The sequence below is a fragment of the Amycolatopsis sp. lyj-90 genome, assembly GCF_046549035.1.
Taxonomy (GTDB): domain Bacteria; phylum Actinomycetota; class Actinomycetes; order Mycobacteriales; family Pseudonocardiaceae; genus Amycolatopsis.
Genome location: NZ_JAJPWP010000003.1, coordinates 540,927 through 552,292 on the forward strand (window position 1 = coordinate 540,927; position 11,366 = coordinate 552,292).

Consider the following 11,366-nt stretch of genomic DNA (forward strand, 5'->3'; position numbering starts at 1 on the left):
TTGCACGAGCCCGGACGCCGGAAGCCGTGTCGCTGAAACGAATCTTTCCGTGTGTCCCCACATCGAGAGGTGGTCGTGCCATCACGCGCCCCCTTGTTCGGCGACCCAGGCGTCGACGTCTTCGGGGCGGTAGCGGAGGTGCTTGCCGATGCGTTTGCCTGCCGGTCCGTAGCCGGTGGTGCGCCACCGGTAGAGGGTGCCGACAGGGACGCTGAGATGGGTCGACAGGTCCTCCACGGTCATGAGCGGCTTGTTCATGGCTGACTCTCCTTCGCGAGTTTGTCTTTACGTTGCTGGCGTTTTCCTTGGTAGATCGCTTCGGCGATCTCGCGTTCGTCGGGGTTGTTGTGGCCGTTTCCGGTGTAGTTCCAGTGGTTGACGACGGTCACGCTGTCCGGGGTGGTCCCGAGGGCTTCGAGGGTGGCGAGGTGCTGGTGTGTGCGGCGGTCGCCTCGGATGGTGGTGAAGGTGACGGAGTAGCGCTGGGATTTGGTGAGGAAGTGGCCTCGGAAGCCGAGCATGTGCGCCCATTTCCGGAGGAACGCGAGATCTTCGGTCGCGCCGAGCTCCCAGGCGGTGGCGATCATGCGTCGATGGTGCGGCAGGACGTCCAGGTGCTCGATCGCGTGTTCGGACCTGATTGGACGGTCGGGGACTTCGCTGGTGCTGGTGCCTTTGGTGGCGTACTTGGCGATGTATCCGGCGAGCGCGCGGTCGCTGATCTCGCCGTCGTCGCCCTCAATCCGGGCGGCGTGTGCCGGGCGGATGGGCCGGATGTCGAGCTGCTGGCCCCAGGTGAACACGTGCTCAGTGCTAACGCCGTCGAGCATGACTTCGCGGGTGACACGGGCGGTTTCGGCGGCCGCGCGGACGGCATGCTCCATGAGCGTGTTGTCGACCCAGGCGGGAGCGGGGTCCTGGGCGCCGTCGGGGCCGTCGAGCCGGATCACGGCGTGGAAGTGGATGAGACCACGTTTCTGGTATTCGGCGACCTTGGCGTAGGAGAGCCGGGCGTGGTCGGCGAACTCGCCGGCCTTGATTCCGGCCGCGCGTGCGATCTCCCGGCGAAGACGGATGGTGAAGCGGTGCCACAGGTCCCCCGTGTGGCCTTGCCAGAGCACCGCACCCCGGTAGTCGTAACTCTCGGGGTCGATCGCGGTGCCGACGCGGGTGTCCGCCTCATGGTGGTTCTCCCCGCAACCGCACGGGATCCGGCGGCCGGTGCGGGTGGTGCGTCGGCCGTGGACGGTGCCGAAGCTCGGAGCGGTGAGGGTGACGAACAGTCGGGGCTTGTCCGCCACGGTCTCCGAGATGGTCTTGCCGCCGGTCATTCCGGCGCGGATGAGGTGGAACGCGTCCGCCGCGTAACGGTCGGAGCAGGCCGGGCACACGGATTCGCGCCGGTTCCCACAGGGGGCATAGACGGTCCCTGCATGGTGGTCGAGGGTGCGGCCGGTGGTCCGGTCGGTGACGACGCGGTAGCCGGACAGGTGCACCGGCTGAAGGCATCCGCCGGTCGCGGTGACGCGGTCACGGACGTGGCGCATGCTCAGGTGGCGGGTGACGCGGGTAGCCAGTGAGGACCCATCGTTCTCGGTGATCATGGCTCTCCATTCGTGCGGGCACGAGAGAGCCGGGCAGACCCCGGCACGGTCACCGGAGGCTGCCCGGCGAACGTGCGTGGTGCGGGAGGAACCGGTCAGGCGGTGACCGGGTGGTGGTTGATCGAGGCGTTCAGTTCGTCCACCAGCGTGGCGAGCATCGCCTCTGGCAGATTGACCCTGGCGGTCAGATCGGCGGCCGTGACGGGCCTGCCGGCGTCGTGGGCGGTCTCGGTGATGCCGGTGACCGTGGTGCGGATGCTGGCCGGGAGCTTCGCGAAGGTGCCGGTCATCCTTGAGGGACGGGGGGTCTGGGTGTCGGCCGGCATGGGCACCGGGGAAGCCGCGGCTTGCCGCACGGTGTTCGCGCCGGCCGGAACGGTGGCGAGGGCCTGTTCCCGGACGCGGGTGCATGTCTGCTGGATCACCGGCATGACTTCCGCCAGCAGGAACACCACGAGCGGGATCACCAGGTGGAAGAACACCATGCCTTTCGAGACCTCGCCGTGAGCGGGTGCGAGTCCGGCCCAGACGTTGGCCACCAGTGTGGCGCCCAGGAGCAGCCGTTTGAGGTAGCGCACGGGCTTGGCGTTCGTGGTGACGCCGTGCGAGAGCATCGAGGCTTCCCAGCGGAGCAGGGTGACCAGGATGCCCGCGAGAGCGGGTTCGGCCAGCCACGCACCCCACCAGAGCGGGTCAGTGATCGACAGGCCACCGGCCAGGAAGTCATGCACTCCGGTGGTGGTGAACCCGAGCCCGATCGCGAGGAACACCCACATGGTGCGGGTGATCGAAGCCCGGAACCGATCGGCGGTGACCGCGCCCAACATCGGATCGGTGGAAAGCCGGTGGACGTCACGGGCTTCGTCGAGCTGATCGGCCAGGGCGCGGACCCGGCGGGAGCGCGGGGTGTCCTCGCCATCGGACTTGGATTTGCCGAACATGGGTGATGCCTCCTTTCGGTGGGGCACGGTCGTTTCGACCAGGGGCGCGGGTCGGATCAGACCGCGATCGGGAGCGCGCCGGCGGTGAGGTGGGAATACAGGGCCTCACCGATGTGGCGGGTGTAGGCGGGCGGAATGGCTTCGGCGATCTCACGACGGACGTCGGTGTGGTGGATGCCCATCGCGTTCTGCCAGTCGGTGACCGAGCCTTTACCGCCTCCGTCGCCGTAGACCGCGACCATGTCCCCGTCGTGGCGGACGCCGTGACGCCAGCCGGCCACCCGGTGGCCCCGGTGGGTGGGATGCGGCGGTTGGGCCACGGTGAAGCCGTCGATCTCGAAGTAGCGATGGCGGAACACCCGCAGATCGAACGCGAGTCCGCAGAGGACCAGGTCCCGGCGGAGGCGGGATCCCTGGACGTTCTCCATCACGGTCGGGACGCCGGCGCGGTCACGGAGATCGGCAAGAACCGCCCGGGCGGCGGGGATCAGGTCCGTGTGGCTGTCCGTCCAGCCCTGCCGGCGCCGGTTGCCGGCGGTGAGAGCACAGGCGTTCTGGCACGGCGGGGAGATGTGGACGGCGTGGAACTCGTGGCCGTGGTCGCGGATGAACTCGATCGCGTCGCCCCGATGGAACTCGTACGGGTAGTTGGGTTGGGGCACGATGTCCACGCCCACGACGTCGAACCCGGCATCGTGGTAGCCCTTTCCGGCTCCGCCGGCGCAACAGCAGGCGTCGAGGATTCTCTTTCGTGCCATGGGTTTACCCCTTTCTCTGTGTCGGTACGGGAGGACACGCAGGTCTTCGTGTGGCACGGCCGAGATCTCGTTCGACAAGCGTCACGAGGACTCCGCGCATGCCGATGGAGCGGTCTGGATGTAGCGGGCTTGCGCGTCGAGCTGGGCCGCGAGATAGCGTGCGAACTCCGGGGGCATAGCCAGTTCCCATGCCCGATCGGGTTTTCCCGGCGGGGACTGGCTCACCCGGAGCAGCACCATAGACGCGGTACCGGAGACGGCCGTGTTCGTGACCGTGGCCCGCTCGAACCGCACACCCTCGATCGAGCGAAGCGGGTAGATCCCTAGCCCGTCCTCCAATGTGGACACCGCCGAGTGCCACACATCCGAGTCGGGCGACGGAACGACTTCCACGTGAGCCATGTTCACCTCCTCGATGAATCACAGAGTCCGGGCGCGGCTGAGGATTCTGTCCGCCTGATACAACAACTCCTCGACATCGCGTTTCGCCTTGTTCCGCTGCGCCGCCAAGGTCTCGATCTCAGCAGAGGAATACCGTCCGGCTTCGAGGTGTGTGATGCTCCAGTCCCAATGGAGCAGGTCGGTCAACAGCTTCCCGATCTTCGTGTTGATCTCCTCGTACAGTTCCTCGAACGAGTCGCCGTAACCGAAGCTGACGTTCATGGAGTACATGATCTGTCCCTTTTGGTCAGTCGCGGGTGTAGTGGATGATCTGGTAGGTGCCGGCACCGTTTCGTTCCGCACGCCATTCCTTCCAGATCCCGACGGTCAGTCCGATGTGGACCAGTACGGTCACGATGATCGCGAGGACGGTCCACCAGAAACCCCGGATGAGAACGCCTTCGAGGATGACGGCGAGGACCGTGAAGCCGGTGAGTTTGAGCCAGAGCCCGAGAAGCTTGAGGGTGATCACTGGTCGTTTCCCTTCTGTTTGGCGATTTCCAGGGCGAGGAGATACAGCTCGTCCGGGGTGACGGTTTCGTGATCGCCCTTGCGCAGGGCGAGGTGTTTCCGGGCGAGGGTGTACGAGATCGAGCTGTACACGGACACCCGCGCCCCGGACGGTCCTCGTCCGTTCAGTTCGATGTGGAGCCGTCCCGAGTTGGTGTGCCACCACTCGCCCTTGAGCCCGGTAAGGAGATGTGTCCAGATCAGGAGTGCGCCGATCTCCGTCACCGCGTCACCGGAGTGGCCGGGCTGAATCGCGATGCTGAACGTTCCCGGTTCCAGTCGCATCGAAAACGGTTCAGGTGCGGGAGTCTCCCGGGCCAGATGGGTGGCGATGGCTGCAAGTTTGGCGACTCTTTCGAGCGGAGCGAGTGCCGTGGTCATGGTTCGTGTCCTTTCTGGATGGTCAGGCGGCGAAGTGGACGAGCACGCCGCCCGGTTCGTCGTCATCGAACTGCGGGGTGCAGAGCCGGACGAGTTCGTCGATGTCGTCATCGGTGCTGTAGCCAGCGCGGACCCGGATCGGGGTGCGGGACTTCTCCGAGGTCCGGTAGCCGATGCCCTCGCAGCCTTCTTCGGGGATCTCGTCGGCGAGAGCGCCACGAAGCCGGGCGTCTTCACCAAGCACCATGTCCACATAGGACGCGGAGCCGGTGCGCAGCGAGATCCGACGGGTGAACAGATCCCGAACCGGGACGATGTCCTTGGTGGGTTCCTGGACGTAGGCCACGACCGCGAACCCCGCCGCGCGCCCCTGGGTCAGGATCTCCGCGAGGATCCGGTTCACCTGGCTGATCGTGGACCGGCTACCACCGAGGGCGGTGAGCATCGCCAGCTCATCGATCATCAGGACTTCGAACGGGGTCTCGGCCGAGGGAGTGCACTTGCGGAGCTTCTGCTCACGCAGGTAAGCCTGGCGCTCCCGCATCCGGTCCCGGAATTCCAGCAGCACCGCGAGCATCGGATCGACGTCCTCAGGCCCGGTGCCGTCGTCATACTCCACGTCCTCATCGGCGGAGGTGGCGTGCCGGTAGAACAGCGGCTTCCCGCGTTCGGTCTCCATGCCGCCCTTGGGGTCGATCATCCAAATCCGGGCGATCTGCTCCCTGATCATCGGCCCCATCGCCCGAAGCGGGTTCCACAACAACGACCCCTTACCCGAGCCGGTCGCACCGGAGATCAGCCAGTGATGACCGAGCAAAGGTTCCGACCAGATCTCGCCCTGTTCGGTGTCGCCCAGCTCGATCGCCTTCAGGTCGACCTCATCCACCTCGCCGGGCAGGTCCGCCGGGGGGATCACGTCGTCGAACGGGTTGCCGTGCACCAGGGTGATCATCAGGATCCGGGGCTTGCTGCCCTTCTCGATCGCGATCACATCCGCCCCAAGCGCGGCGGCCAGCTCCTCCTGGGTGTCCTGGAAGACGCGAAGCGACTGGCCCTTGACGAACTTGACCTTGAGTACGTCGATCGACGGGGTGGGCGCGGCGACTCGCAGCAGGCGGGGAACCAGGAGTTCACCGGTGCGCCGGTCCTGCCCCACCAGGTCGCAGGCGTCCAGGGATTCTTTCCAGGACTTGCCGATGTAGCGGGTCCAGCGACGGCGAACGGCACGAAGCCGCGGTGACGCCAACGCCGTGTAGGAGTCTTTGTGCAGATAGCGCCAGGACAGCCCAGCGCCGACCAGCCCGGCCACCGCGCTACCGGTGGTGACCGCGCCCAGTTCGACGACGCTCGTGCCGAAAACGGCCGGCATAGTCGTGACGCCCGGGTGGCGCAGCATCCAGCCCGCGCACCGGGCCGGGATGGGGGTCTTCCCGCTCTGACGGCGGGTCTTGGACTTCGGGGTCTTCATCGGTAGATCTCCTGTGCTTGGTGGACACAGGAGGGCCGTAGAGCCCCGGACACTGGACGCGGGGTCTACGGCCCTCACTACGTCCAGACGGATCGGTCATTCGCGGTATGCGGTTGTCGGTACTACATCGAGCGGGTCAGCGTCGCCGCGCGGCGGGCCTCTTCTTCGAGCCGCCGGCGAACAGCGGCTTCGCGGCTTCCACCGTGGTGATCGCGGTCGCGACCTTGCGCGCGGCATGGGTGTGCTGCTTGCCGAATCCGGCGACCCGGTTGGGCAGGCTCGTCATCGCCGTGCGCAGCTTCTTCATCGCGTTGTCCAGCTCAGTCAGCTTGCCGTCGATCTGGTTGGTGCTCATCGGTTTCTCCTCAGTGCTCAGTTCACAGCCAAGGCTTAGCCATCTTGGAATCGGGCGGCTTCTGCACGGAAAATGTCGGCGAGCTCGTCGAAGTAGTTCTTGATTTGCAGTGCGCGCGCTGCAAGATCACCGCGAGCGATCTTCCGGCCATGGGGATACTCTCCTGCCTCCTCCCGTGCGCGGAGCGCGTAGTATTCCTCCGCCAACGCGCGTACGTCTCCACTCATATTGAAGTAACGATTACGTCGATCCTGGTACCCGTGGGCAGTCATTACTGCTTTCCTCTCTAAGTCTTTTTGGCCAGCCGTCGGCATTCCGGGCAGTAGGTGGCGAACCAGAACCCGATGTAGGCGGTCTCGACGTCGGCCACGTTCGCGGTAATCCCGCACGCGGCGGTCATCTCACCCGACCAGAATGACTCCTCCACTGCGATGTGGACCAAGTCCTCTTCTCGGGTAGTCATCAGACTCGCCAGTCCCGCGAGATCAGTTCCGCCTTGCGCTTGAGCGCGGCCTCCCGGAGTTCGTCCAGGGCGCTGGAGGCGGCCCGAAGATCCGATTGCACGTCGGACTTGCTCGGAACCTGCCAGCCCTCAAACCGGTCCGCCGTGGCGCCCTTGTCGTCCAGGGACTTCCCGAGCTTGCCGACCTCGTCGAACGCCTTGCGGACTTCATCGAGCGCGAACTCGAACTCGACGAACCGGGCCTTGTTGACCTTGTTGATCGTCTGTGACGTCATCACGATGCCTTTCGCTTGCGGGAACAGGAAATCGGCGCCAAGCTGCGCCACTGACGGGCCTTCGTCTTCGTGGCCTTGGGCACCAGGACCGAGTTACCCGGCCCCTCGTACCCGTGGTGGGTGTAGACGTGCACACCTCCCTTCGTCAGCCACTTCGCGGTCAGGAGTTGGTGCACGGCCTCCTCCTCCGGGCGGGGGGCGGTCTCGATCGTCTTGCGGGCCACCAGGTGATACACCCGTTCCGACGGTCCGACCAGCACATACCCGGTGTTCTCCGCAACCTGTAGCACCTTCTCGATGAGGGCCATGTCGTTGATCGGCGGGGCGGACGGTCCCGGCGTCACCGGCTCGTCGGCCGGATTCCCGAACAAGTCCAGCGCGCCGGTCATCGCTTCCTCCGCGTGCCGGCCACCGCCAGCAGCCCCAGGATCAGGGCGACCACTCCGGCCACCGGCATGGCGACCACCAGCGCGGCGACCAGCAGCAGCCACAACGGATAGAACGTCACATTCGCGACACTCGACATCTCAGTACCTCACATATTCCACTGGCGACCGCACACATTGCAGGTCGCGACACGGGTCGGGGACAGCCAGAAATTCGCCGAACACACGTGATTCCCCATCACGCACCCCGCTTCGGGCCATCCGGGTCGAACGACGAAAGACCAGTTCGCAGAGCATTCACAGTCAACTCAGCCATCGCTTCTCATTCCTCCTATCGCTACATCGTGACAATCTCGACATCCTCAAGGCATCCGCAAATTTTGCTTATCTCGCCACGCGCCCACCGCAATCCGTCGATCATGCGGTTATTCGAAAGGCGGAGATTTGGATTCGCCAACTCGACCGACGTCATCAGGCCCTCAAGGTCGGCAACGATGCTCCACAGGTCGCGCGACGCCAGGCTGTACACCTCCAGGATTTCCTCCTGTACATGCCGCGTGATCACAGGTCCTCCGCATCCACCAGGTGCAGCCAGGGCCACGCGTTCAACTGTGCGGCCAAAATTTCGTGCTCACTCATTCTCAAAACCTCACTTCGTCTAGGACGGATACACCCGCCAGTTCCCGACGAAATGAGGTCAGGAACCAAAGCGCGTAGCCGTATTAGGCGCGATTTTGGGCATAGTTGGGCTCACTATGTATTTGTCAATGATCAGAAGAATTCAGTGCCCGACTGGGCAGAATGGCGATTTGCCAGGAATCACGCGACGCGCGATCAGAACAGGGGCTTCATTCCGGCCGCACCCCAGGCCACACCCGAGACAGTCTCGCCCCGGTCGTTCTTGAACGAGTACGGCGTCACACGCGGGTCGATCAACTCGACACGGGTCATGTCGTCCTCCGAGAAGGCGTCGCCGGGGTCGGCATCCAGGGTCACCCGAATCTCCTCACCCTTCTCCCCCTTCGCCTTCACCATGAGCGCCACCACGAACTTGGCGTTGCCCTCGCGGTCCGTCACGGTCTCCTCGCGGCCGTCGACCTTCCGCATCTTCATCTCCGGGTTCTCCGAAACCGTGAGCCGGTAGCCCGCCAGGTTCACCGGGATGTTCCTCATGTCTGCCTCCTGGTAGCTGGTATCGTGTTCTATACCTAGTATGTGTTGATAGACCAGGTATGTCAACGCATACCAACTGAGTCACTCGAATGGACTAAGGACGGCAGGCGATGAGCAGCAACGACCGAAGTGCCACAAAGCCCCCTCCGCAGTACATGCAGATCGCCGAAGATCTCCGGCAGCAGATACGCGCAGGCCTTCTTCCTGTCGACAGCCCCGTGCCGAGCGCTGCTGCTCTCTGCAAGCAGTACGACGTCAGCATGATCACCAGCAAGAAAGCTCTTCAGCTCTTGCAGAGTGAGGGGCTGGTCTACAGCGTGCCGGGGAAGGCGACCTTTGTTGCGGAGATGAAGCGCATGGTCCGAACCATGCCCTTCCGTCACTTTCAAGCGGCCGAGCGGACTTACGTTCACGAGGCAGGGCGAGCGGGGCGAACGCCGGCAGCAGAGCACGAGACGCGGGTCATCGACGCGCCCGACTGGGTTGCGCGACGTCTTGAAATTGAGCTCGGAGATGCTGTCACTGAGACCAAGTACCGAATCTCGGCTGATGATCGCCCAATGAGCATGTCGACCTCCTGGGAGCCTCGCAGCATTACTGAAGGAACCAGCATCGAGCACCCGCATGAGGGGCCTCACGCCACGCATGGGCTCAATGCCCGGTTCGCCGCCATCGGCTGGACCTTGACTCAGATCGAAGAGAACCTTGCTGTTCGTGAGCCGACACCCATCGAGGTTGCAGCCCTCGCCATCCCGCCGGGTGTCGCAATCGTTGAGATCAGGCAGACTGTGCGTGCAACGCACGACGACACCGATGATCTTGTTCCCATTGAGGCCGCTGACATCATCTTTCCAAGTGATCGATACGAGTTCACATACCTCATGGACCGACCCAAGTAGGACGAGCGTATGAGCCACCACCTCGAAGCCGAAGACGCGCCTTACGTATCGGACGCCCTGGGAGCAGTCGACCCGGGGCGTCCATACGGCGAGGCAACGCCGCACGAGGTCATCCTTGACTTCGGAGAGACATACCCAGTCCGATTGAACGGGTGTCCCAACTGTGGCTATCGCGACGTGGCCTTTACGGCATCTCGGTGCTACCACTGCAAGGCCGAGTTCACCCCGGCGAGCGACCTTCCACCCCGAGCTAGTTGAAGACTTTCAGACCTCATCGACGATACCGTTCAGCCTGAAACGCCCCATGATCGCTACGTGGGCCGCACCTCGCGATCATGGGGCGTTTCCCTGGATGGGCCTACTGTTAGGGGTCCACCTGGATGCCAAGGGGGCACATGCATGGCTGAACCGGCATATGTAGCGATCGCGAATGCCTACGCACGTCGCATCCGGACTGGAGAGCTGTCGCCAGGGATGCAGCTTCCAAGCTATCCGGAGATTGCCAGCGAGTACGGGGTGTCGGATATCGTCGTTCGGAAGGCCTTGGGACTTCTGCAAAATCAAGGGCTCATTCGGTCCGTGAGACGTCGGGGCGTTTTCGTAGCTGATCTTCATGACCTGACTCTGTCGCCTGGTGAGCCTGAGTCGGAGCCCGAAGCGACGTTCGATAGCGAGTCTGGGCAGGGCGAAAATCAGGAAGCTACGAACGCCTACACGCGCGCGCTTGACGAGCTTCGGGCTATGCAGGCCCGGCACCATACGGAGATGCGTCAAAGCTTTTCCGAGGTCAAGCAGGGCGTAGATCAGATCAACGCCCTGCTCCGAACTCTGATCGACAAGGCCTGACATCCCGTTCATGTGCCCGCCGCGAAGCTTGCGTGTTCAGAGTTTCATTACTTATTCAAGGCGGCCCCTCCGGGGCCGCTGGCCAGGGTGTTTGATCCACGGGCAAGCCCCGCCGGGGCGTGCGGGCTGGCGCCCGGTCCCCGGCGGTCGCCCGTGGAAAAGCCAGTCAGCGGCCCACCCGTCGGAGGGGCCGTCAACAAGATTTTGAGCCGTGGACCAGGGGATACGACAGTGCCGGCGTGGCGCCGCGGTGAGGTTTCGTCAACAAGGACGCCCAACCTGAGTCGATCACCTCTCGGTAACAACCGTTACGCAGTCCTGTAGCCAGACGACTTCGCGGGAAACACGGCTGCTCACGGAGGCTCAAATGGCAGAAGGCGACGTTCACACGGTGAAGCACGGAGACGGTTGGGCGAACAAGGTCGAGGGCGGCCAGCGCGTGAGCAACACGTCGTCGACCAAGGCGGAAGCTCAGGCGAAGGGCCGGGAGATGGCCATCGAGCGAGGCGTCGAACACGTCGTCCACAAGCAAGACGGCAAGATCGGTGAGCGGAACACCTACCCGCGCTCTCGTGACCCTCGGGAGAGCAAGGGCTAGCGATTCATCTTCGACCACGAAAAACAATGTCCTCGCCGGACGGGCAGGTCTCCGGGATGGGCGAGGAGAGCGCGGAACTCGCGTTCGTGTGTGCCTGTCGTCCATCCCATCGACCTCCTGAGGGCTATCGAGTCTGTCAAGGGGGCGGCCTGGCGGTACGCTCACGACGGTGGGAGCGGTGCCCCCTTGACAGACTCGATCGGGCTGACGCCAGGTCGATGGGATGGACGAAGAGGCCCCCACTTGTAGGTTGAGATCGAAGATCAAC

19 protein-coding genes are annotated in these 11,366 nt (G+C 64.1%); 3 read left to right on the top strand and 16 right to left on the bottom strand.

Annotation, left to right across the window (positions count from 1 at the left end):
- Positions 1-81: 81 nt before the first annotated feature.
- The 16 genes from ACLJPX_RS14065 to ACLJPX_RS14140 all read right to left on the bottom strand — a co-directional run bounded on the left by ACLJPX_RS14065 (position 82) and on the right by ACLJPX_RS14140 (position 8,755).
- Complete coding sequence (locus tag ACLJPX_RS14065) at positions 82-258, bottom strand: helix-turn-helix transcriptional regulator (RefSeq protein ID WP_410600459.1); 177 nt, start codon at positions 256-258, stop codon at positions 82-84.
- The gene (locus ACLJPX_RS14070; RefSeq protein WP_410600460.1) at positions 255-1,604 is read right to left on the bottom strand and encodes a replication initiator; all 1,350 of its coding nucleotides are present in this window, start codon (positions 1,602-1,604) and stop codon (positions 255-257) included. Before ACLJPX_RS14070 ends, ACLJPX_RS14065 begins: the two co-directional genes overlap by 4 nt.
- A 95-nt stretch (positions 1,605-1,699) precedes the next feature.
- Positions 1,700-2,545: a hypothetical protein gene (locus ACLJPX_RS14075; protein WP_410600461.1), complete on the bottom strand. Its 846-nt coding sequence runs from the start codon at positions 2,543-2,545 to the stop codon at positions 1,700-1,702.
- A gap of 56 nt (positions 2,546-2,601) precedes the next feature.
- Positions 2,602-3,303 (bottom strand): DNA methylase, encoded by a 702-nt coding sequence (locus ACLJPX_RS14080; RefSeq protein ID WP_410600462.1) that lies wholly within the window; start codon positions 3,301-3,303, stop codon positions 2,602-2,604.
- A gap of 81 nt (positions 3,304-3,384) precedes the next feature.
- A complete protein-coding gene (locus ACLJPX_RS14085) occupies positions 3,385-3,705 on the bottom strand; it encodes a hypothetical protein (protein ID WP_410600463.1) in 321 nt (106 codons plus the stop codon).
- An 18-nt stretch (positions 3,706-3,723) separates the two neighbouring features.
- Complete coding sequence (locus tag ACLJPX_RS14090; RefSeq protein WP_410600464.1) at positions 3,724-3,966, bottom strand: hypothetical protein; 243 nt, start codon at positions 3,964-3,966, stop codon at positions 3,724-3,726.
- A 25-nt stretch (positions 3,967-3,991) separates the two neighbouring features.
- Positions 3,992-4,216, bottom strand: coding sequence for a hypothetical protein (locus ACLJPX_RS14095; protein ID WP_410600465.1), 225 nt, complete (start codon positions 4,214-4,216; stop codon positions 3,992-3,994).
- Entirely contained in the window at positions 4,213-4,635 is a 423-nt protein-coding gene (locus ACLJPX_RS14100) for a hypothetical protein (RefSeq protein ID WP_410600466.1), read from the bottom strand. The genes ACLJPX_RS14095 and ACLJPX_RS14100 overlap by 4 nt, the downstream gene beginning before the upstream one ends.
- Positions 4,636-4,657: 22 nt before the next feature.
- Positions 4,658-6,103: a type IV secretory system conjugative DNA transfer family protein gene (locus tag ACLJPX_RS14105; RefSeq protein ID WP_410600467.1), complete on the bottom strand. Its 1,446-nt coding sequence runs from the start codon at positions 6,101-6,103 to the stop codon at positions 4,658-4,660.
- 136 nt (positions 6,104-6,239) lie between these two features.
- The gene (locus ACLJPX_RS14110) at positions 6,240-6,458 is read right to left on the bottom strand and encodes a hypothetical protein (protein WP_410600468.1); all 219 of its coding nucleotides are present in this window, start codon (positions 6,456-6,458) and stop codon (positions 6,240-6,242) included.
- Positions 6,459-6,744: 286 nt separating this feature from the next.
- Positions 6,745-6,921 carry a hypothetical protein gene (locus ACLJPX_RS14115; protein WP_410600469.1) on the bottom strand — a complete coding sequence of 59 codons (177 nt, stop codon included), beginning with the start codon at positions 6,919-6,921 and terminating at the stop codon, positions 6,745-6,747.
- Positions 6,921-7,196 carry a hypothetical protein gene (locus ACLJPX_RS14120; RefSeq protein WP_410600470.1) on the bottom strand — a complete coding sequence of 92 codons (276 nt, stop codon included), beginning with the start codon at positions 7,194-7,196 and terminating at the stop codon, positions 6,921-6,923. The genes ACLJPX_RS14115 and ACLJPX_RS14120 overlap by 1 nt, the downstream gene beginning before the upstream one ends.
- Complete coding sequence (locus tag ACLJPX_RS14125; protein WP_410600471.1) at positions 7,196-7,585, bottom strand: hypothetical protein; 390 nt, start codon at positions 7,583-7,585, stop codon at positions 7,196-7,198. Before ACLJPX_RS14125 ends, ACLJPX_RS14120 begins: the two co-directional genes overlap by 1 nt.
- Entirely contained in the window at positions 7,582-7,722 is a 141-nt protein-coding gene (locus tag ACLJPX_RS14130) for a hypothetical protein (protein WP_410600472.1), read from the bottom strand. The genes ACLJPX_RS14125 and ACLJPX_RS14130 overlap by 4 nt, the downstream gene beginning before the upstream one ends.
- Positions 7,723-7,919: 197 nt before the next feature.
- Complete coding sequence (locus tag ACLJPX_RS14135; RefSeq protein ID WP_410600473.1) at positions 7,920-8,147, bottom strand: hypothetical protein; 228 nt, start codon at positions 8,145-8,147, stop codon at positions 7,920-7,922.
- 269 nt (positions 8,148-8,416) lie between these two features.
- Positions 8,417-8,755: a hypothetical protein gene (locus ACLJPX_RS14140; protein WP_410600745.1), complete on the bottom strand. Its 339-nt coding sequence runs from the start codon at positions 8,753-8,755 to the stop codon at positions 8,417-8,419.
- A gap of 110 nt (positions 8,756-8,865) precedes the next feature.
- Between ACLJPX_RS14140 and ACLJPX_RS14145 the strand changes: the two genes are divergently transcribed.
- The 3 genes from ACLJPX_RS14145 to ACLJPX_RS14155 all read left to right on the top strand — a co-directional run bounded on the left by ACLJPX_RS14145 (position 8,866) and on the right by ACLJPX_RS14155 (position 11,098).
- Entirely contained in the window at positions 8,866-9,654 is a 789-nt protein-coding gene (locus tag ACLJPX_RS14145) for a GntR family transcriptional regulator (RefSeq protein ID WP_410600474.1), read from the top strand.
- 399 nt (positions 9,655-10,053) lie between these two features.
- A complete protein-coding gene (locus tag ACLJPX_RS14150) occupies positions 10,054-10,500 on the top strand; it encodes a GntR family transcriptional regulator (RefSeq protein ID WP_410600475.1) in 447 nt (148 codons plus the stop codon).
- A gap of 367 nt (positions 10,501-10,867) precedes the next feature.
- Positions 10,868-11,098: a DUF2188 domain-containing protein gene (locus ACLJPX_RS14155; RefSeq protein WP_410600476.1), complete on the top strand. Its 231-nt coding sequence runs from the start codon at positions 10,868-10,870 to the stop codon at positions 11,096-11,098.
- The last annotated feature ends 268 nt before the right edge of the window (positions 11,099-11,366 follow it).

Excerpts from the sequence above, each read along its gene's own strand:
- ACLJPX_RS14065 (WP_410600459.1), bottom strand. The coding sequence starts at position 258 with ATGAACAAGCCGCTCATGACCGTGGAGGACCTGTCGACCCATCTCAGC.
- ACLJPX_RS14070 (WP_410600460.1), bottom strand. The coding sequence starts at position 1,604 with ATGATCACCGAGAACGATGGGTCCTCACTGGCTACCCGCGTCACCCGC.
- ACLJPX_RS14075 (WP_410600461.1), bottom strand. The coding sequence starts at position 2,545 with ATGTTCGGCAAATCCAAGTCCGATGGCGAGGACACCCCGCGCTCCCGC.
- ACLJPX_RS14080 (WP_410600462.1), bottom strand. The coding sequence starts at position 3,303 with ATGGCACGAAAGAGAATCCTCGACGCCTGCTGTTGCGCCGGCGGAGCC.
- ACLJPX_RS14085 (WP_410600463.1), bottom strand. The coding sequence starts at position 3,705 with ATGGCTCACGTGGAAGTCGTTCCGTCGCCCGACTCGGATGTGTGGCAC.
- ACLJPX_RS14090 (WP_410600464.1), bottom strand. The coding sequence starts at position 3,966 with ATGAACGTCAGCTTCGGTTACGGCGACTCGTTCGAGGAACTGTACGAG.
- ACLJPX_RS14100 (WP_410600466.1), bottom strand. The coding sequence starts at position 4,635 with ATGACCACGGCACTCGCTCCGCTCGAAAGAGTCGCCAAACTTGCAGCC.
- ACLJPX_RS14105 (WP_410600467.1), bottom strand. The coding sequence starts at position 6,103 with ATGAAGACCCCGAAGTCCAAGACCCGCCGTCAGAGCGGGAAGACCCCC.
- ACLJPX_RS14110 (WP_410600468.1), bottom strand. The coding sequence starts at position 6,458 with ATGAGCACCAACCAGATCGACGGCAAGCTGACTGAGCTGGACAACGCG.
- ACLJPX_RS14115 (WP_410600469.1), bottom strand. The coding sequence starts at position 6,921 with ATGACTACCCGAGAAGAGGACTTGGTCCACATCGCAGTGGAGGAGTCA.
- ACLJPX_RS14120 (WP_410600470.1), bottom strand. The coding sequence starts at position 7,196 with ATGACGTCACAGACGATCAACAAGGTCAACAAGGCCCGGTTCGTCGAG.
- ACLJPX_RS14125 (WP_410600471.1), bottom strand. The coding sequence starts at position 7,585 with ATGACCGGCGCGCTGGACTTGTTCGGGAATCCGGCCGACGAGCCGGTG.
- ACLJPX_RS14130 (WP_410600472.1), bottom strand. The coding sequence starts at position 7,722 with ATGTCGAGTGTCGCGAATGTGACGTTCTATCCGTTGTGGCTGCTGCTG.
- ACLJPX_RS14140 (WP_410600745.1), bottom strand. The coding sequence starts at position 8,755 with ATGAGGAACATCCCGGTGAACCTGGCGGGCTACCGGCTCACGGTTTCG.
- ACLJPX_RS14145 (WP_410600474.1), top strand. The coding sequence starts at position 8,866 with ATGAGCAGCAACGACCGAAGTGCCACAAAGCCCCCTCCGCAGTACATG.
- ACLJPX_RS14150 (WP_410600475.1), top strand. The coding sequence starts at position 10,054 with ATGGCTGAACCGGCATATGTAGCGATCGCGAATGCCTACGCACGTCGC.
- ACLJPX_RS14155 (WP_410600476.1), top strand. The coding sequence starts at position 10,868 with ATGGCAGAAGGCGACGTTCACACGGTGAAGCACGGAGACGGTTGGGCG.